Raw genomic sequence first — 17458 nt, forward strand, 5'->3', positions numbered from 1 at the left:
TGCTGCCCGGCGCGTCCCTCGATGACCCCCCGTCGAGTCGCCTTCCAGGAGAACCAGCCCTCGTGAGCCCGGGCTCAGGGGAGGACGCCTGCGGGGTCGCGGGCGCTTTGACGCAGGCGGGCGGCGTCCTGGCTGGGGGGCGCCCCGAACTGGCGGCGGTATTCCCGGCTGAACTGTGACGCGTTGTCGTAGCCGACGCGGTGGCCGACTCCGGTGACGTCGCCCGGATGGGTGGCGAGCAGCAGCCGGGCCGCCTGCAGCCGGATCTGCTTCTGGAACCGGATGGGGCTCATCGCGGTCACCGCGTGGAAGTTGCGGTAGAAGGCGGACACGCTCATGCCGGACAGCCGCGCCAGGTCCTCGACCCGGAAGGGCTGCGCGTAGTGGTCGCGGATCCAGCGCACGGCCCGGGAGATGTGGCTGAGGCCGCTGTCGGCGAGGCCGAGCTGGCGAACCGTCGCGCCCTGCTCGCCGGTGATCAGGCGCCACAGGATCTCGCGCTTGACCAGCGGGGCCAGCACGGCCCGGTCGCGGGGCTCGTCGAGCAGGCGCAGCAGCCGGACGGCCGCGTCGAGCAGAGCGGGCGGAGCGTCGCTGACGACGATGCCCGGCGCCGCGCCCGCACCGGAGGGGGGAGTGTCTCCGGGCGCGGCCTGCAGCAGCAACTCGGCGACGGCGGGCGGTTCCAGGAGGAGACCGAAGCCCAGCGCCGGCCGCTCGGGGTCCGCCTGGGTGAACTGCCCGGTGACCGGCAGGTCGACCGAGGCGACCAGATACTGCCCGGCGCCGTACTCGAAGATCCGGTCACCGAGCGCGAGCCGTTTGGCGCCCTGGGCGATGACCGCCAGCACGGTGCCGGACATCGAGGGCGCCGGCGGATCCGACCGGTCGACCTTCGAGATGAGGAGGCCGTCGATGGGGGTGGTCCCGTCGGGCCGGGCATGCCGGGCCAGCAGAGTGCGGAGCTCGTCGAGGCACATGCGGCCATTGCAGCACGATTTCGCGCCGGTACTCCCACAGGCGAGAGGATCGTGCAAGTACGAGCGAGCATCGTTCTAACATTTCCGCAGGTCATAGCGGTTCAATGAGATCACCTCATTCCACCGATGAAGAAGAGGGAATCCATGACCGTCAATTACGGCTTCGCCGCCACCCTGACCGCACGGCCCGGAATGGGCGATCGGCTGGTCGACGTGCTGCTGGCCGGCCTGGACGAGGGCAGCCCCGGCGCGAGCGAGCACTGCGTCGTCTACCTGGTCTCGCGTTCCGCGTCCGATCCCGACGTCGTCCACGTCATCGAGGGCTGGACCAGCGAGGAGGACCACCACCGGATCTTCGCCGGCCAGGCCGCGCAGGACATCGTGGCGCGGATCGGCGGGCTGCTGGCCAAGGAGTCCGAGTACGCCGACCACGTCCCGGTGCGTGGCAAGGCCGCCTTCTGACCCCGCCGATCACCCAACGGCCCTCCATCCCCTGTGAAAGGCAGTGACCATGACCCCCGCACGACCCGGCCTGGACCCCGAACTGCGTGAACTGCTGGCCGACATGCCCCTCATGTCCCAGCTCGACCAGGGCATGCTCGCGCAACTGCGCCGGCTCCCGTCCACACCCGTCGAACCCCTCCTCGCCCACCGGCAGGTCGATCGGCGCGAGGTCACCGTGCCCGCCGTGGACGGCGCCCCCATCCCGCTGTCGATCTTCAAACCCGTGGGCGCCGTCGCCGCGCCCTGCGTCTACTGGATGCACGGCGGCGGAATGGTCATGGGCGACCGCTTCTCGCAGATCGACATCCCGCTGGAGTGGCTCGACCGGTTCGGCGCGGTCGTGGTCTCCGTGGAGTATCGGCTCGCGCCGGAGGCCACCGGCACCGCCCTGGTCGACGACTGCTACCAGGGTCTGCTCTGGATCGCCGAGCACGCCGCCGAGCTGGGCATCGACCCCGCCAGGATCGTCGTCGCGGGCGCCAGCGCCGGCGGCGGCCTCGCCGCCGGCGTCACCCTGCTGGCCCGCGACCGCGGCGCCTCGCGGATCGACCCGCCGATCGCCGCGCAGATGCTGATCTGCCCCATGCTCGACCACCGCAACACCAGCACGTCGAGCCGCCAGTTCTCCGGCGAGCCCGGCGTCTGGACCCGCGAGATGAACGAGTTCGGGTGGCGCTGCGTCCTCGGCGACCTCACCGGCGACGAGGTGTCCCCGTACGTCTCGCCCGCGCTGGCGGACGACCTGTCGGGGCTGCCGGCCACCTACATCGACACCGGCTCCGCCGAGGTCTTCCGCGACGAGGACGCCGACTACGCCACCCGCATCTGGGCGGCCGGTGGCCAGGCGGAGCTGCACGTCTGGGCGGGCGGCTTCCACGGATTCGACGCCCTGTATCCGCAGGCGCGGATCTCGGCCACGGCCCGCCGGACGCGCACCGACTGGCTCGCCCGGGTCCTGCGAGCGGATTGTCCGGTAGAGGAGAGTTAGTCGTCGCCGGTGAGGGACAGGGAGCGCAGGCGCTGGCCGGTCCAGACGACCGCGCCGATCGTGACGATGACCATCGCCGGTACGGCGAAGCCGAGCGTCACCTCGGTGGAGAAGAAGGGCGAGGAGGAGACCTGGTCGGCGAGTGACTGGGCCCACTGCTGGATGGAGAACTTCCGCGCGCCGGGCACGTAGCCGCCGACCACGCCCTCCCACACGAGGGCGTAGATCACCCCGACCGCGACCGCGTGGCGGGTGAGCACGCCCAGCAGCAGGAACACCGCGGCGTACGCGATGCCGCCGAACAGCGCGCCGAGGGTGAAGCCGGTCGCGACGCCCGACTCCGAGCCGGCCAGGAGGTAGGCGGCGGCGTAGGTCGAGACGGCCCCGAGCACCGCGACGAGGGAGGCCGCGACCACGAACTTCGTCACCGCGATCACCGGTCGCGAGATCGGCTTGGCCAGCAGGTGGATGATCGTGCCGTCCTCGATCTCCGGCGCGATCACCCCCGTCCCGGCGATCAGCCCGAGCAGCGGCAGCATCGTGCCGATCGCGAAGCTCTTCATCAGGAGGACGGCCGTCTGCTCGTCCTGGCCGTTGACCAGCCTGAGCAGCGCGGCGAGCGCGACCAGCGCCACCGGCAGCAGAATCAGCAGCCAGATCCGCTTGCGCCCGAGCATGGCCCGGTAGGTGATGTCGGCCACCACCGTGTTCATCGCGTGCTCCCGGAGATGAGGTAGGAGAAGACGCTTTCCAGGTCCTCGTCGGTGGGGGAGACCTGCCACAGGTGTACGGCGAGGTCGCGCGCCATCCGCGGCAGCAGCGCGGTGAAACGCGCGTGGTCGGTCACCTGGACCTCGATTCCCTGCTCGGTCAGTGAGACGGCGCTGGAGGAGGGGTCGCCGATGAGCGCGGCGGCCAGACGCCGGTCGTCGCTCGACCTGACCCGGAACAGATGTGGCCGGTCGGCCATGCGGCGCCGGATCTCGCGGTAGTCGCCCGACGCGGCGTGCCGTCCCGCGACCAGGACCTCGATGTGGTGGGCCACCCGCTCGACCTCTTCGAGGATGTGCGAGCTGAACAGGATCGTCCGGCCCTCCTCGCCCATGCGGCGCACGAGGTCCATGAGGTGGAGCCGCTGCCGGGGGTCCATGCCGTTGAACGGCTCGTCCAAGAGCAGCACCTGGGGGTCGTGGACGAGGGCCGCCGCGACCTTGACCCGCTGCCGCATGCCCTTGGAGTAGGTCTCGACGCGGCGGCCGGACGCGTCGGTCATCTCCACCAGGTCGAGGGCCCGCTTGGCCGCTTCGGCGGGCGAGGGCAGGCCGTGCAGCCGGGCCGACGACAGCACGAACTGCCATCCGGTGAGGAAGCCGTACACGGCCTCCTTCTCGGGGACCAGGCCGATCTGCCGGTAGATCCCGTGGTTGTGCCAGATGCGTCCGCCGTCGAGGGTCGCCGTGCCGCTGGACGGCGCGAGGAACCCGGCCATCATGTGCAGCAGCGTCGACTTGCCCGCGCCGTTCGGCCCGAGCAGGCCGGTGACGCCGGGCCCGATGGTCATCGTGACGTCGTTGACCGCCACGACGTTGCCGTACCAGCGGGACACCTGGGCGAGTTCGAGCACGCCCTGGCGGGTGGTCACGGGGGAGCTCGTGGTGGTCACGACGCCGCCTTCCGGTAGCGCAGGAGAACGCCCGTCACAGCCACGGCGACGACGGCCAGCAGGATCAGGCACGATGCGATGCCGGGCGGAGCCGACTCCGTGTTGACGGGCGTGGTGCCGAACAGTGCCGACTGGACGTAGTCGACGAGGAAGAACGGGTTGAGAAGCAGGGCCCACCCGGCGAGGTCGTCGCGTCCCGACGAGATCAGCACGCCGGCGAAGATCCCGGAGACGGCGGCGGTGAACATGTAGAACGCGATCACCGACGCGACGCCGAGACCGCGGCGCGGGGTGAACGACGCGAGAGCGATGCCCACGGAGGACAGCAGCACCGCGTGGAGGACCGCGCCGCCCAGCGCGCCGAGATAGTCGGCGGTGTGCGGCGGCCCCGGCAGGTCCACCAGGAGTTCGCCGACGAACTCGATCGTCAGCGGCACGGCCAGCAGCCCGAACAGCGCGACCGCGAGCGCGGTCAGCTTCGCCAGGACGTAGTCGGTCACGGTCAGCGGGCGGGACAAATACAACGGCAGCACACGGAAGCGCAGGTCCGGCGCGACCAGGTACGGCGACTGGGCGGCCAGGAAGACCGCGATCACCGCCTGCATGAAGACCGCGTAGTTGGGATAGGGCATCACGAACTGCTTGGCGAGTGCCATCACGCCGATCGACACGACCGTCGGCATCAACATGATCGCGACCAGCAGCAGCGGCATGATCTTCGCGCGGACCGTGCGGCCGAGCCCGAACACGCCGCGCAGGCTCTGCACGCCGAGGGCGAGCGTGGCCCGGCCGCGCCCCAGCCGTACGCCGTCGTAGTGGCGGTATCCGATGTCGTGGATGACCGCGGTCGGCTCTGGGGTCATGCCACCGGCTCCTTGGCTGTGGACTCCTTGAACACGTCTTCGATGCGGCCCCGGCGCTGCTCCAGCCGCAGGAGGCTCAGGCCGAGGTCGCAGACGGCGTCGCGAACGGCGTCGTAGGTGCGGCCGGGGTCGTCGGCGGACACCTGGACGGTCAGCAGCCTGCCCTGCGCGGCGACCGTCTCGCCGCCCGCGATCAGACGCTCGGCGAGCCGCTGCTGCCCTTCCTCGACCTCCACCGCGACGGTCTGCTCGGCCCGGGTGAACTCCCGGATCGCCGAGGAGCGCAGCAGCCGCCCGCCGTCGATGACGATGACGTGGTCGCACACCCGCTCAAGCTCGCCGAGCAGGTGAGAGGTGACCAGCACGCTGATGCCGAACTCGGTGCCGACGCGCCGGATCAGCGCGAGCATGTCGTCGCGGCCCTGCGGGTCGAGCCCGTTGGTGGGCTCGTCGAGGAAGACCAGCTGCGGGTCGTGGACGAGGGCCTGGGCGAGCTTGACCCGCTGCCGCATGCCCGTGGAGTAGCCGCCCATCGGGCGGTAACGCTCCTCGTCCAGCCCGACGTGACGGAGGGTGTCGGCGGCACGCTCGCGGGCGGCCGTACGCGGCAGTCCGGACATCTGGGCCATGTGCACCACGAACTCGGTCGCGGACATGTCCGGGGGCAGGCAGTCGTGTTCGGGCATGTAGCCGACCACGCGCCGGATCTCCAGGCCCTGGGTCGCCGTGTCCAAGCCGAGCACCGAGGCACGCCCGGAGGTCGGGGGGAGCAGGCCGAGCAGGATCTTGATCAGCGTCGACTTGCCCGCGCCGTTGGCGCCCACGAGGCCGGTCACGCCGGTTCCGGCGGCGACCGTGAGGTCGTCGAGCGCCGTGACGCGGGGGAAGCGCTTGGTCAGCCCCTCGGTCGCGAAGCATGGGGTCGCGCTCGCTGTCATGATCCGACCCTACTGGGCGGGGCGTTCGCCGGGCCTCCGCCTGATGGAGGAACCCCGCCTACGCCTCAGGTATGCCTCGTCGTGCCCGGCCGCCACCGTAGCGCGACCACAGCGCGCGCTGGAGGAGCAGCGTCAGCGTGCCGGCGACGACCATCCCGGCGATGTTGACGAGAAGCTGCAGCGCCGAGCCGCCGACCTCGTCCCAGCGCCCCAGCGCCAGGGCCAGGGCCATGTAGCCGGCCGCGGGGACGGTGGTGACGGAGATGAAGACGCCCACCAGCGCCGAGGACTTGCCCGCCGTGATCGACAGCACCCCGGCCGCGCCGGCGAGCAGCGCCACGATGAACGACCAGCGGTCGGGCGTCACGATGAAGCGCACCTCGTCGTGGTGCCGCAGGCTGTCGGGGGAGATCCAGCCGAGGCCGCGCGACACGAGGGCACAGGCCAGGGTGACGGCGATCGCGGCCGCGAAACCCAGGGTGAGCGTGCGGGCCGCGGCGCCGACGAGCCGCCACCGGCGGCGCAGCAGGCCGAACGAGACGGCCGCCACCGCGCCGAACTCCGGCCCGAGGACCATCGCGCCGACGATCAGGATCTGCGAGGGGATGAGGACGCCGATCGCGGCGATCTGCGTGGCGATGGCGAGGAACGCCAGGAACGCCCACGTGATGCGGCTGTCGAGGGCCACACGCTGCTCGAACTGGTCCCACACGACCGCGTCGTCGCCCTCGCCGGGCGCCCGCTCCTCCGCCTCGGCCGCGCCCCGGGAGATCGACAGCTCGATGTCCTCGGCGGTGATCGAGCCGTCCCGCTCCAGGCCGAGCGCCTTGAGCCGGCCGATGACCGTGTCGGCGGCCTCCCTGGCGACGTCGGCGAGCACGACGTCGCCCTCCGGCCTCCTGGCCGCCTTGGCCAGGAACACGACGTTCGTGACTCCCGGCGTACGGTCGAGCACCTCGACGACCTGGCCGGTCAGCCGGAACGGGGAGATGATCCGCAGATGCAGCACAGCCGCATCCTAGGAGCGTCTGGCAACTGCGGCAGGGCTCGGTTTGCTGGAGACGACTCAGGTTCTGCGCAGCCGCACCCGTCTGACGGAGTGGCCGGAGCCCTTGTGCAGGATCAGCCCGGCCCGGTGGCGGGTGGGGGCGATGTTCTCCACCAGGTTGCGTTCGTTGATCTCCCGCCAGACGTTCTCGGCGAACGCCGTCGCCTCCTCGTGCGACAGCGCCGCGATGTGGCGGAAGTAGGACTTCGGGTCGGAGAAGGCGGTGCGGCGCAGCTTGTGGAAGCGCTCCACGTACCAGGTGCGGATGTCCTCCATCCGGGCGTCCACGTAGATGGAGAAGTCGAAGTAGTCGTAGACCGCCAGGGCGTCCGGCGGCGCGGGCTGCAGGACGTTGAGCCCCTCGACGATGAGGATGTCCGGCCGGTCCACCGTCTGCACGGCGCCGGGCACGATGTCGTACTCCAGGTGGCTGTAGACCGGCGCCTCCACCGAGGGACGGCCCGCCTTGACGTCGGCCACGAAGCCCACCAGGGCCCGCCGGTCATAGCTCTCCGGGAAGCCCTTGCGGTGCATGATCCCGCGCTCTTCGAGCACCTTGTTGGGGTAGAGGAAGCTGTCGGTGGTGACCAGGTCGACCCGGGGGTGCTCGGGCCAGCGGGCGAGCAGCGTGTGCAGCAGCCGCGCGGTGGTCGACTTGCCGACCGCGACGCTGCCCGCGATGCCCAGCACGTACGGCGGGGGCGCGTCCTGCTCGCCGAGGAAGGCGCCGACGGCCGCGCCGCGCTGCCGCGAACCGGTGAAGTGCAGGTTCAGTAGCCGGGTGAGCGGCAGGTAGATGTCGGTGACCTCGGACAGGTCGATCGGGTCGTGGACGCCGCGCAGTTCCTCCAGCTCCGCCTCGGTGAGGGTGAGCGGTGTGTTCTTGCGCAGGTCACGCCACTGCTCCCGGCTCAGCTCGACGTACCCGTCCCGATCTGCCACGACGGCAAGCGTAGCCATGGCGTTTCCGCGCTCCCACCCGGGGTCGTGCACAGCCTGTGGACAAAAATCGATGGATTACCGCGGCGCCCGACGGGGAAGAACGATCGCTTCGTCTCACTGGTCGCTCACTGCGTCGGGTTCGCTCCTGCCATTGGTCGCTCACCGCTCCTCGTTCGCTTCGCGGCGTTCCTCGTTCCTCGGCCCGCCACTGCGCTCACTGCGTCGGGTTCGCTCCCTGCCGCGCCGTACGCTGGCGCTGTGATCGTGGGCATCGGGGTGGACGTGGTCGAGGTGGCGCGCCTGGGCGCGGCCCTGGAGCGCACGCCCGCGCTGCGGAGGCGGCTGTTCACCGATGCCGAGGGCGCGCTGCCGCTGGAGTCGCTGGCCGCGCGGTTCGCCGCGAAGGAGGCGGTGGCCAAGGCCCTCGGTGCGCCGCCGGGCCTGCGGCACCTGGACGCGGAGGTCGTGCGTGGCGGACACGGCCGGCCCGAGCTGAGGATCACGGGCCGGGCGGCCGAGGTGGCCCGCGACCTCGGCGTGCGCAGATGGCACGTCTCCCTGTCGCACGACGGCGGCATGGCGGTCGCCTACGTCCTCGCCGAGTCCTGAGCGGGAACGCCGACCGGGAACGCCGAGCGGGAACGCCGAGCGGGAACGCCGAGCGGGGATCCCGGGCAGTCAGCCGTCCCGGCGCGCGTGGTGGTCCACGAGGCGGGTGAGCAGCCGGGCGAGCTGGTCGCGCTCGGCCGGGCCGAGCGGCGCGAGCACCTCGTCCTCCAGCTCGGTGATCAGAGTGTCGAGCCGGGCGAAGCGGGCGCGCCCCCGCTCGGTCATCGTGATGACGTTGCGGCGCCGGTCCGCAGGATCCGGCGCGCGCTCCACCAAGCCCCGATCGGTCAGCTCATTGATGACGGAGACCAGGTCGCTGCGGTAGATGCCGGTGCGGCGGCTCAGTTCCGCCTGGCTGGCCGGGCCCGACTCCTCCAGCGTCGCGAGCACCGCGTAGTGCCACTTGCGGGCGTCGGCGGCGGCGAGCCCTTCGTTGACGAGGCGGTCGGAGTGCGTCGCCGCCAGTGACAGAAGCCGGGTCGGCAGGCCCTGCAACCGGGCCGGTCCGGTCCTCCCGTCCATGCGGGGGGCCGCTGGAGGGGCCGTGCCCGGCTCGCTGCTGCTCATGCCGCCATCCTACCGATTGCGTTAGTCCGACTAACGACCTAATCTGTTCGTGTTACTAACGTTAGTCAGACGAACGAATGTGAGAACCCCCATGCCTTCGATCGACGTGCTCGACTCGGCGATGTACCACGAGGAGACCGGCAGCGGTGCTCCCTTCGTCTTCCTGCACGGCAACCCCGCCTCGTCCCATCTGTGGCGCAAGGTCCTGCCAGGGATCCGCGCCGACGCCCGCCTGCTCGCCCCCGACCTCATCGGCATGGGCCGCTCGGGCAAGCCCGATATGCCGTACCGGTTCGCCGATCACGCCCGTTACCTCGACGCCTGGTTCGACCGGCTGGGGCTGGAGGACGTGGTGCTCGTCGGACACGACTGGGGCGGGTCGCTCGCCTTCGACTGGGCGGCCCGCCATCCCGGACGCGTCCGCGGCGTCGCGTTCTTCGAGACGATCGTCCGCACGATGTCGTGGAGCGAGCTGGGCGAGGCGCCGCGCGCCCGCGCGGAGGCCATCCGAAGCCCCGAGGGCGAGCCGCTCGTGCTCGACCGGAACTTCATGGTGGAGACCGCCTTCACCGGAGGGGTGCTCACGCCGCTCGGTGAGGAGGACATGCGGCCCTATCTGGAGCCGTACCCGACGCGCGTCAGCCGCCGCCCGCTGCTGGAGTGGGCGCGTTCGATGCCGCTCGACGGCGAGCCCGCCGACGTCGCCGAGCGCATCGGCGCGTACGGCGGGTGGCTCGCGAGCAGCCACGACGTTCCCAAGCTGCTGCTAACCTTCGACTCCTCGCCGACCCTGTCCATCGGGCCGGAGATGGCCGCCTGGTGCGCGGCGAACATCGCGGGGCTGGAGGTGGAGCACTGCGGACCGGCGGGCCACCACGCGCCGGAGGACCGGCCGGAGGCCATCGCCGCGGCGATCGACGCGTGGGCGGAGCGGCACGGGCTGTAGACCCGCCGTCATGGCCACGCGGCATGGCCGCGCGTCATGGCCGGCCGGCATGGCCGGCCCGTGGGAGCGACCGCCGTTCGCGCCGCGGGGGGCATCTCCTCGCCGATGCCCGGCGTACGGTGATCGCCATCGCCGACCCGGCAGGCTACCGTCGGACGCATGCGGACCGCCTACACCTCCGACCAGATCCGCTCCGCCGAGCTCGCGCTGATGGCGAGGCTCCCCGAGGGGACGCTGATGGACCGGGCCGCCGCCGGGCTCGCCGCGGTCTGCGCGCACCTGCTCGCCGGCTCCCGCGGCCGGGTGTACGGCTCCCGCACCGTGCTGCTGATCGGCAGCGGCGACAACGGCGGGGACGCCCTGTACGCCGGAGCCCGGCTGGCCCGCAGGGGAGCGCGGGTGGAGGCGGTCCTCGCCGGCTCGCGCACCCACGAGGGCGGCCTGGCCGCGTTGCGGAAGGCGGGCGGCCGGGCACATCCGTACGACGCCGCGCGGGCGCGCGAGCTGCTGGCCGACGCCGACCTCGTCATGGACGGCCTCGTCGGCATCGGCGGCAGCGGGCCGCTGCGGGAGCCGTACGGCACGCTCGCGGAGCTGACCGCGGAGGCCGGGGGCCTGGTCGTCGCGGTCGACGTGCCGAGCGGGGTGGACGCGAGCAGCGGACGGGTCGAGGGACCGGCGGTCCGCGCGCACCTGACGGTGACGTTCGGCGCGTACAAGGCCGGTCTGCTGGTCGATCCCGGCGCCACCCACGCGGGCGCGGTCGAGCTGGTGGACATCGGCCTGGGACCCTTCCTGCCGGACCCCGAGGTGGCCGCGCTGACCGCCGACGACGTGGCCGACCTGCTGCCCCGCCCGGGCGAGGAGAGCGACAAGTACCGGCGGGGCGTCGTCGGGATCGCCGCGGGCAGCGACAGGTACACCGGGGCCGCCGTGCTCTCGGTCGGCGGCGCGGTGCGCGCCGGCGCGGGGATGGTCCGCTTCGCGAGTTCCGCCGAGCCGGTGCGGCTGGTCAGGGCCCGCTGGCCGGAGGCCATCACGACCGTGCTCGATCCGTCGCTGGTGCTGAAGAGCTCGCTGGACGAGGTCGGGCGGGTGCAGGCATGGGTGCTCGGCCCCGGGCTCGGGACGGGCCCGGAGGCGCACGCGGTGGCCCGCGCGGTGCTGTCCACCGGGGTGCCCGTGCTGGTGGACGCCGACGGGCTGACGCTGGTCGCCAAGGACCGCACGCTGCTGCGCCGGGCCGCCCCCACCGTGCTCACGCCGCACGCGGGGGAGCTGTCGCGGCTGCTCGGCGTGCCGCGCGAGCGCATCGAGGCCGGGCGGCTCGACCACGTGCGCAGGGCCGCCGCGGAGCTGGGGGCGACGGTGCTGCTCAAGGGCTCGACCACGCTCGTCGCGGAGGAGCACAGGCCGGTGCGGGTCAACACCACGGGCACGCCGTGGCTGGCGACGGGCGGCACGGGCGACGTCCTGTCGGGCATCGCGGGCGCCCTGCTCGCCGCCGGGCTGACGGGCTACGACGCGGCCTCGTGCGCGGCGTACGTCCACGGGCTGGCGGCGCGGACGGCCGCCGGAGGCGAGGCCGCGGGACGCGGGCAGGCGCCGATCGCCGCCCTCGACGTCGCCCAGGCGCTGCCCGAGGCCCTGCGTACGCTCTGACGTGTGCTCTGACGTGCGCTCTGACGTGCGCCGTCAGGGTGGGCGCATCCACCCGGGTCCACCTGACACACTGGAAAAATGAGCTTCTCAGCGGTGCGCTCCGCGACCCCGGCCGAGGCACGCGTGGACCTGTCCGCCATCGCGCACAACGTGCGGCTGCTCGCCGAGTCGGCCGCCGGCGCCGAGATGATGGCCGTCGTCAAGGCGGACGCGTACGGTCACGGCGCGGCGCAGGTGGCGAAGGCGTGCCTGGAGGCGGGCGCGAGCCGGCTCGGCACGGCACTCGTCCGCGAGGCGCTGGCGCTGCGCGAGGCGGGCGTCACCGCACCGGTCATGTCGTGGCTCATCACCCCCGGCGAGCCGCTGGACGCCGCGCTGCTCGCGGACGTCGAGCTGTCGGCCGGGTCGACGTGGGTCGTGGACGACATCGTCGAGGCCGCCCGGCGCACGGGGCGCACCGCCCGGGTGCATCTGAAGGCCGACACCGGCAACTCCCGCGGCGGCGCGACGTCCGCGGACTGGCCGTCGCTGGTCGAGCACGCGCTCGCCGCGCGGGCGAGCGGGGCCGTCGAGATCGCCGGGCTGTGGTCGCACTTCGCCTGCGCGGACATCCCGGGACATCCCTCGATCGACAGCCAGCTCGCGACGTTCGAGGAGGCGCTCGCCGTCGCCGACAAGGCGGGCGTGCCGAGCGACGCGATCCGTCACTTCGCGAACTCGGCCGCGACCGTCACGCTGCCACGGGCGAGGTACGACATGGTCCGCACGGGCATCGCGGTCTACGGCCTGAGCCCGATTCCCGAGCTGGGCGACTTCGGGCTGCGCCCCGCCATGACGCTGACGGCCAGGCTCGCGCAGGTCAAGAGGGCCGCCCCGGGCTCGGGAGTGTCGTACGGGCACCTGTACGTCACGGAGCGTGAGACCACGCTTGGCCTCGTTCCTCTCGGGTATGCGGACGGCATCTTGCGAAACGCGACCAATCGGGCGGAGGTGCTGGCGGCGGGCCGGCGGCGGCGGATCGCCGGGCGGGTGTGCATGGACCAGTTCGTCATCGACCTCGGTGACGACCCGGCGGAATCGGGGGACGAGGTGATCGTTTTCGGTCCCGGAGACAACGGCGAGCCGACTTGTCAGGAATGGGCGGATTCCCTGGGCACGATCACCCATGAGATCGTGACGAGGATCGGATCCCGCGTGCCTCGTGTCCATACGGATGGACGCTGAGCCGCGGCTGCGAGGAGGGCAGGCATGAGCACACGTCGCAAGGTCGGGATCGCCGGAGCGGTCTTCGGCGCGGCGTCCGCGGGAGTGGCGGCGGCCACGCTCGCGAAGAGGTACGCCGTGGGCCGCATCCGCCTGCGGCCGGACCTGGAGGCGAGTGAGCCCTTCGGCGAGCTGCACGGACGTTCGGTGACGCTCACGACCTCCGATGGCGTGAAGATCCACGCCGAGGTCGACGGCGTGGAGGACGCGCCGCTGACCGTGGTGCTGTGCCACGGCTACTGCCTGTCCTCGGGCTCCTGGCACTACCAGCGACGCGACCTGCGCGACTCCTATCGGCTGGTGCTGTGGGACCAGCGCTGCCACGGCCAGTCCGCCCGCGGACCGGCCAACGACTGCACGATCGAGCGCCTCGGCGAGGACCTCGCGCTGGTGCTGGAGGAGCTCGTCCCGGGGCCGTGCGTGGTGGTGGGCCACTCCATGGGCGGCATGACGATCATGGCGCTGGCGGAGCGGCGGCCCGAGCTGTTCGGCGACAAGATCCGGGGCGTGTCGCTGATCGCGACGTCGGCGGGCAAGCTCGCCGAGATCACCCTCGGCCTGCCCGCCCTGGTCTCCAAGCTCGTCAACCTCGCGGTGCCGTCGGCCGTCACGATCATGCGCAGGAGCGGCGCGCTGGTCGACCGGGGGCGCGAGGCCGGCACCGACCTGTCGTTCCTGGCGCTGCGTCACCTCGGGTTCGGCGATTCCAGGAACGTCAGCCCCACCGTCGTGGACTTCGTCGAGTCCATGATCAGGGCGACCCCGTCCGAGGTGATCGCCGACTTCTATCCGGCGTTGATGACGCACGACAAGCTCACCGCGCTCGACGTGCTCAACAAGGTGCCCACCGCGATAATCGTGGGCGAACGCGACTGGCTGACGCCGCTCGACCACAGCAGGGCGATCGCGGCGGCCGCGCCGACCGCGCAGCTCACGACGGTGCCGGAGACGGCGCATCTCGTGCAGCTCGAACGCCCCGACGTCGTGAACGAGGCGCTGCGCGAGCTGCTGAAGCGAGCCGAGAGGGAGAACCAGTGACCATGGCCGGGCTCCGGGCGACGACCGCCGAGGAGACGCGGGCGCTGGGAGCGCGGCTGGCCGCGCTGCTCGCTCCCGGAGACCTGGTCGTGCTGAGCGGGCCGCTGGGCGCGGGGAAGACGACGATGGTGCAGGGCATCGCGGAGGGTCTGAAGGTGCGCGGGCCGATCACGTCCCCCACGTTCGTGATCGCCCGGGTCCACCCGTCCCTGTCCGGCGGGCCCGCGCTCGTGCACGTGGACGCCTATCGGCTGGGCGGCACGCTGGAGGTGGACGACCTCGATCTCGACGCTTCGCTGGAGGAGTCGGTGACCGTGGTCGAGTGGGGCGAGGGCCTGGTCGAGGGCCTGTCCGAGGAGCGCCTGGAGGTCCACGTCGAGCGGGGAGCCGAGGACGAGGAGCGCCGCGTACGGGTGACAGGTGTGGGCCCGCGCTGGTCGGGGCTGTCCCTGACCTGAGCGCCGGCCATCCGAGTCACCCGGAGCCGGAGCCCGTAGAAGCCCGAGCACCGGTCACCCGGAGTCGAATAGAAGCGTGAGCAATGGCCACCCCGGAGCCGCACAAAAGACTGCAACCCGGACTCTGAAGTGCGAGAAGGACCTGCGGGGATAAGCCGGGCACCGTCCGCGCGCGATCCAGACCGGTCCGCCGAACAGTCCTTGACGCCTGTCCGCGTTCCTGAGGATCATCGGGGCAAGGAAGATCCTTGGTCATGAGTCGGTAAGGATTTTCTGGGTAAGGGACCGGCGTGGAAGAGGTGTGCCGTTGAGCAGAATCACGCAGGTCGCCGTCGGGGGAGCCTTACTGTTCGGCGCGCTGGGCTGCACCGCGTCGGCCAAGACGGTCTCCGCCGACCCCACGATGACGCTGACCCCGGCTCTGCCGACGCCGCTCGTCTCGGTCTCGCGGCAGGACGTGCGGGTCGAGGTCGACCCGAAGCGGATCGTCGGCGGGTCGACCAAGAGCATCCACATCACCGCCAGGTGCCCGCTGCCCCAGGGCGGCACGGAATATCGGGCGACCGCCCGCTCCGACGCCTTCACCGGCCTCGTCACGCTGGTGGCGCCCCCTCCACCGTCGGCAAGCCCGGCCGCGACCGTGCCGATGGTGCGCGGCAGCGCGACCATCAGGGCCGGGGCCAAGGCGGGCGGTTACCGCGTGCAGGTGCGCTGCGAGGCCACCAACGACATCGGCAGCGCGTCGTTCAGGATCGTCGCGCCGGAGCCCGACCGCACCGAGGACCACACGAGGATTCCCACCCGGGCACCGCACGCGGGCGGCGGCGGCACGGCGGCCGGTGGCCCCGAAGACGAGTCCGGCCTGCCGACGGGCGTGACCGTCGTCGTGCTGCTGGCCGCGCTCGGCGTCGGCGTCGCCGTGGCCCGCAGGCGCTCCGGAGCCTGACCTTGGCGCTGTCCACCCGGGGGGTGATCATCGCCGGGGCGGTCACCGGGCTCGTGTTCGCCGCGGTCGCCGGCGGCAAGGGGACGACGGACCAGCCCGCCGCCCGGTCCTCCGTCGTCCCCAAGCGGATCGACATCCCGGCGCTGCACCTCAAGGCCCCCCTGATGAAGCTCGGCCTGTCCGACGAGGGCGACGTCGAACTGCCGCCGTTCGACAAGCCGACCACCGCGGGCTGGTACACGGGAAGCGTGGTGCCGGGCGACCCCGGCGCTTCCGTGATCATCGGTCACGTGGACACCAAGACCGCTCCCGCCGTCTTCTACCGGCTGCGCGACCTGCGTGAGGGAGAGGTCGTGAAGGTGGCGCGCAGCGACGGCAAGACCGCCTCCTACCGGGTCGACTCGGTGGAGCGCGTGCCGAAGGACGACTTCCCGGCCGAGCGCGTCTACACCGAGGACGGCCTGCGCCTGATCACCTGCGGCGGGAACTTCGACTGGTCGCGGCACGAGTACCGCGACAACATCATCGTCTACGCCTCCCTGATCCGCGCCGCCTGACGCCGGCTACGCCTCCCTGATCCGCGCCGCCTGACGCCGGCTACGCCTCCCTGCTCGCGCCGCCTGACGCCGTCGGCGACCCCGTGGGCCGAGGCCGCCGCGGCCCCGGGGACCGGGCGGCGGGAGCCGGTCCCGGGCGTGGCCGTCCGCCTCCGCACAGCGACTACGCTTGACCTTCGTGCTTGTCTTGGCCTTCGACACCGCAACTCCCGCCGTCACCGCCGCGCTGTACGACGGCGAACGCGTGGTGGCGGAGTCGACGACGATCGACGCGCGGCGGCACGGAGAGCTCCTCGCCCCCGCCGTCGAGCATGTCCTGCGCGAGTCCGGCGCGACGCTCAAGGACGTCACCGCGATCGTCGCCGGGACCGGCCCCGGGCCGTACACCGGTCTGCGGGTCGGCCTGATGACGGCGGAGGCGCTGGCCATGACCGCCGGTGTGCCGGCGTTCGGGGTGTGCACGCTCGACGCCCTCGCGTACTCCGCGCGGGAGAGCGGGCCGTTCCTCGTCGCGACCGACGCGCGCCGCAAGGAGGTCTTCTGGGCGCGGTACGGCGACCCGCGCACGCGGCTCGACGGGCCGCGCGTGGACCGGCCGCACGACCTGCCCGGGGAACTGCCCGTGATCGGTGCGGGCGGCGCCATGTACGCCGACGTCGTCGGCGCCGACCGGGTGCGCGGTCCCGAGCATCCCTCGGCCGGAGCGCTCGCGGCCCTGGCGGCCGAGCTCCTCGCGCCGCTGAGCGAGCAGGAGGCGGCGCGGCTCGCCCGCGTGCCCGAGGGACGCGTGGATTCGGTCGAGAAGGCGCGAGAGCTGGCCGTGCTCGGCCCGCCGCGGCCCATCTACCTGCGGCGTCCCGACGCGCAGGTGCCCGGGGCGCCCAAGCGGGTGACGGCGTGAGCCGCCGCGGGAGCACGTCGTGAGGCAGGCCGGGGTCGCGCTGCGCCAGATGACCCACGAGGACCTGCCCGTCGTAATGGACATCGAGCGGACCACGTTCCCCGTGGACGCCTGGACCGAGGCCATGCTGCGCGGCGAGCTGGCCGACCAGCCGCGCACCCGGCACTACGTCGTCGCCCAGGTGGGCGACCGCGTCGTGGGGTACGCCGGCCTGGCGGCGGCGGGCGACCAGGCCGACGTCCAGACGATCGCGGTCCTCGCCGACCACCGGCGCGCCGGCGTCGGAACCGCGCTGATGGACGCGCTGCTCGCCGAGGCGGCCCGCCGCGGTGCGGTCTCGGTGTTCCTGGAGGTGCGCGCCGACAACCCGCCCGCACAGGCGATGTACGAGCGGTTCGGCTTCCGGCGGCTGGGGCTGCGGCGGCGCTACTACGACGACGGCACCGACGCCATCACCATGGTGAAGGACCTCGGGCCACGAGACGGAGACCTGGGGGGCGGGGCATGAACGAGCGAATACGTGGACACCGGGCGATTCGCGGCTGGGTCGTCTGCGCGCCTCCGGCACGACGAGACCCCGAGCGG

Annotated in this window: 20 protein-coding genes; 12 read left to right on the top strand and 8 right to left on the bottom strand. The window is 72.4% G+C overall.

The annotated features are described in order from the left end of the window. Positions 1 to 74 precede the first annotated feature (74 nt). Complete coding sequence (locus tag FLX07_RS07735; RefSeq protein WP_142569058.1) at positions 75 to 980, bottom strand: AraC family transcriptional regulator; 906 nt, start codon at positions 978 to 980, stop codon at positions 75 to 77. A gap of 144 nt (positions 981 to 1124) precedes the next feature. Here FLX07_RS07735 and FLX07_RS07740 point away from each other — a divergent pair, with 144 nt between their 5' ends. Both FLX07_RS07740 and FLX07_RS07745 read left to right on the top strand, forming a co-directional pair. Next, the gene (locus FLX07_RS07740; protein ID WP_142569060.1) at positions 1125 to 1442 is read left to right on the top strand and encodes a putative quinol monooxygenase; all 318 of its coding nucleotides are present in this window, start codon (positions 1125 to 1127) and stop codon (positions 1440 to 1442) included. A gap of 49 nt (positions 1443 to 1491) precedes the next feature. Further along, positions 1492 to 2472, top strand: coding sequence for an alpha/beta hydrolase (locus tag FLX07_RS07745; protein WP_142569061.1), 981 nt, complete (start codon positions 1492 to 1494; stop codon positions 2470 to 2472). Here FLX07_RS07745 and FLX07_RS07750 read toward each other — a convergent pair. The 6 genes from FLX07_RS07750 to coaA are packed head-to-tail and all read right to left on the bottom strand — an operon-like array spanning position 2469 to position 7944. Continuing rightward, entirely contained in the window at positions 2469 to 3185 is a 717-nt protein-coding gene (locus FLX07_RS07750; RefSeq protein ID WP_142569063.1) for an ABC transporter permease, read from the bottom strand. The two genes, FLX07_RS07745 and FLX07_RS07750, sit on opposite strands and share 4 nt — an antisense overlap. Next, positions 3182 to 4135: an ABC transporter ATP-binding protein gene (locus FLX07_RS07755; protein WP_229689525.1), complete on the bottom strand. Its 954-nt coding sequence runs from the start codon at positions 4133 to 4135 to the stop codon at positions 3182 to 3184. Before FLX07_RS07755 ends, FLX07_RS07750 begins: the two co-directional genes overlap by 4 nt. After that, positions 4132 to 4998, bottom strand: a complete 867-nt coding sequence (locus FLX07_RS07760) for an ABC transporter permease (protein ID WP_142569065.1) — start codon at positions 4996 to 4998, stop codon at positions 4132 to 4134. The genes FLX07_RS07755 and FLX07_RS07760 overlap by 4 nt, the downstream gene beginning before the upstream one ends. Then, entirely contained in the window at positions 4995 to 5936 is a 942-nt protein-coding gene (locus FLX07_RS07765; RefSeq protein ID WP_142569066.1) for an ABC transporter ATP-binding protein, read from the bottom strand. The genes FLX07_RS07760 and FLX07_RS07765 overlap by 4 nt, the downstream gene beginning before the upstream one ends. A gap of 58 nt (positions 5937 to 5994) precedes the next feature. Then, positions 5995 to 6945, bottom strand: coding sequence for a DUF389 domain-containing protein (locus tag FLX07_RS07770; protein WP_142569068.1), 951 nt, complete (start codon positions 6943 to 6945; stop codon positions 5995 to 5997). 57 nt (positions 6946 to 7002) lie between these two features. Continuing rightward, positions 7003 to 7944 carry a type I pantothenate kinase gene (coaA, locus tag FLX07_RS07775; protein WP_142569070.1) on the bottom strand — a complete coding sequence of 314 codons (942 nt, stop codon included), beginning with the start codon at positions 7942 to 7944 and terminating at the stop codon, positions 7003 to 7005. A gap of 240 nt (positions 7945 to 8184) precedes the next feature. Between coaA and FLX07_RS07780 the strand changes: the two genes are divergently transcribed. Then, positions 8185 to 8535: a holo-ACP synthase gene (locus tag FLX07_RS07780; protein WP_142569072.1), complete on the top strand. Its 351-nt coding sequence runs from the start codon at positions 8185 to 8187 to the stop codon at positions 8533 to 8535. A 69-nt stretch (positions 8536 to 8604) separates the two neighbouring features. On the opposite strand, the gene FLX07_RS07785 is transcribed toward FLX07_RS07780, so the two are convergent. After that, a complete protein-coding gene (locus FLX07_RS07785) occupies positions 8605 to 9102 on the bottom strand; it encodes a MarR family winged helix-turn-helix transcriptional regulator (RefSeq protein WP_142569074.1) in 498 nt (165 codons plus the stop codon). A 91-nt stretch (positions 9103 to 9193) separates the two neighbouring features. On the opposite strand from FLX07_RS07785, the gene FLX07_RS07790 reads away from it, so the two are divergent. The 9 genes from FLX07_RS07790 (at position 9194) to rimI (ending at position 17381) form a co-directional block, all read left to right on the top strand. Then, complete coding sequence (locus tag FLX07_RS07790; RefSeq protein ID WP_142569077.1) at positions 9194 to 10048, top strand: haloalkane dehalogenase; 855 nt, start codon at positions 9194 to 9196, stop codon at positions 10046 to 10048. Positions 10049 to 10207: 159 nt separating this feature from the next. Next, positions 10208 to 11710: an NAD(P)H-hydrate dehydratase gene (locus FLX07_RS07795; RefSeq protein WP_142569078.1), complete on the top strand. Its 1503-nt coding sequence runs from the start codon at positions 10208 to 10210 to the stop codon at positions 11708 to 11710. Between the two features lie 78 nt (positions 11711 to 11788). Continuing rightward, a complete protein-coding gene (gene alr / locus FLX07_RS07800) occupies positions 11789 to 12934 on the top strand; it encodes an alanine racemase (RefSeq protein ID WP_142569080.1) in 1146 nt (381 codons plus the stop codon). Positions 12935 to 12958: 24 nt separating this feature from the next. After that, entirely contained in the window at positions 12959 to 14011 is a 1053-nt protein-coding gene (locus FLX07_RS07805; RefSeq protein WP_142569082.1) for an alpha/beta fold hydrolase, read from the top strand. 2 nt (positions 14012 to 14013) lie between these two features. Continuing rightward, a complete protein-coding gene (gene tsaE, locus FLX07_RS07810; RefSeq protein ID WP_142569884.1) occupies positions 14014 to 14469 on the top strand; it encodes a tRNA (adenosine(37)-N6)-threonylcarbamoyltransferase complex ATPase subunit type 1 TsaE in 456 nt (151 codons plus the stop codon). A 307-nt stretch (positions 14470 to 14776) separates the two neighbouring features. Beyond that, positions 14777 to 15415, top strand: coding sequence for a hypothetical protein (locus FLX07_RS07815; RefSeq protein ID WP_142569084.1), 639 nt, complete (start codon positions 14777 to 14779; stop codon positions 15413 to 15415). 2 nt (positions 15416 to 15417) lie between these two features. Beyond that, positions 15418 to 15972 carry a class F sortase gene (locus FLX07_RS07820; protein ID WP_142569086.1) on the top strand — a complete coding sequence of 185 codons (555 nt, stop codon included), beginning with the start codon at positions 15418 to 15420 and terminating at the stop codon, positions 15970 to 15972. Between the two features lie 178 nt (positions 15973 to 16150). Beyond that, the gene (tsaB, locus tag FLX07_RS07825; protein ID WP_142569088.1) at positions 16151 to 16873 is read left to right on the top strand and encodes a tRNA (adenosine(37)-N6)-threonylcarbamoyltransferase complex dimerization subunit type 1 TsaB; all 723 of its coding nucleotides are present in this window, start codon (positions 16151 to 16153) and stop codon (positions 16871 to 16873) included. A 49-nt stretch (positions 16874 to 16922) separates the two neighbouring features. After that, on the top strand, positions 16923 to 17381 hold the full coding sequence (rimI, locus tag FLX07_RS07830; protein WP_142569886.1) for a ribosomal protein S18-alanine N-acetyltransferase: 459 nt from the start codon (positions 16923 to 16925) through the stop codon (positions 17379 to 17381). The last annotated feature ends 77 nt before the right edge of the window (positions 17382 to 17458 follow it).

Source organism: Microbispora bryophytorum (genome assembly GCF_006874465.1).
Classification (GTDB): domain Bacteria; phylum Actinomycetota; class Actinomycetes; order Streptosporangiales; family Streptosporangiaceae; genus Microbispora; species Microbispora bryophytorum.

Bases quoted from the DNA above. Each gene is read 5' to 3' on its own strand.
- FLX07_RS07735 (WP_142569058.1), bottom strand. From the start codon at position 980: ATGTGCCTCGACGAGCTCCGCACTCTGCTGGCCCGGCATGCCCGGCCC.
- FLX07_RS07740 (WP_142569060.1), top strand. From the start codon at position 1,125: ATGACCGTCAATTACGGCTTCGCCGCCACCCTGACCGCACGGCCCGGA.
- FLX07_RS07745 (WP_142569061.1), top strand. From the start codon at position 1,492: ATGACCCCCGCACGACCCGGCCTGGACCCCGAACTGCGTGAACTGCTG.
- FLX07_RS07750 (WP_142569063.1), bottom strand. From the start codon at position 3,185: ATGAACACGGTGGTGGCCGACATCACCTACCGGGCCATGCTCGGGCGC.
- FLX07_RS07760 (WP_142569065.1), bottom strand. From the start codon at position 4,998: ATGACCCCAGAGCCGACCGCGGTCATCCACGACATCGGATACCGCCAC.
- FLX07_RS07765 (WP_142569066.1), bottom strand. From the start codon at position 5,936: ATGACAGCGAGCGCGACCCCATGCTTCGCGACCGAGGGGCTGACCAAG.
- coaA (WP_142569070.1), bottom strand. From the start codon at position 7,944: ATGGCTACGCTTGCCGTCGTGGCAGATCGGGACGGGTACGTCGAGCTG.
- FLX07_RS07785 (WP_142569074.1), bottom strand. From the start codon at position 9,102: ATGAGCAGCAGCGAGCCGGGCACGGCCCCTCCAGCGGCCCCCCGCATG.
- FLX07_RS07790 (WP_142569077.1), top strand. From the start codon at position 9,194: ATGCCTTCGATCGACGTGCTCGACTCGGCGATGTACCACGAGGAGACC.
- FLX07_RS07795 (WP_142569078.1), top strand. From the start codon at position 10,208: ATGCGGACCGCCTACACCTCCGACCAGATCCGCTCCGCCGAGCTCGCG.
- alr (WP_142569080.1), top strand. From the start codon at position 11,789: ATGAGCTTCTCAGCGGTGCGCTCCGCGACCCCGGCCGAGGCACGCGTG.
- FLX07_RS07805 (WP_142569082.1), top strand. From the start codon at position 12,959: ATGAGCACACGTCGCAAGGTCGGGATCGCCGGAGCGGTCTTCGGCGCG.
- tsaE (WP_142569884.1), top strand. From the start codon at position 14,014: ATGGCCGGGCTCCGGGCGACGACCGCCGAGGAGACGCGGGCGCTGGGA.
- rimI (WP_142569886.1), top strand. From the start codon at position 16,923: ATGACCCACGAGGACCTGCCCGTCGTAATGGACATCGAGCGGACCACG.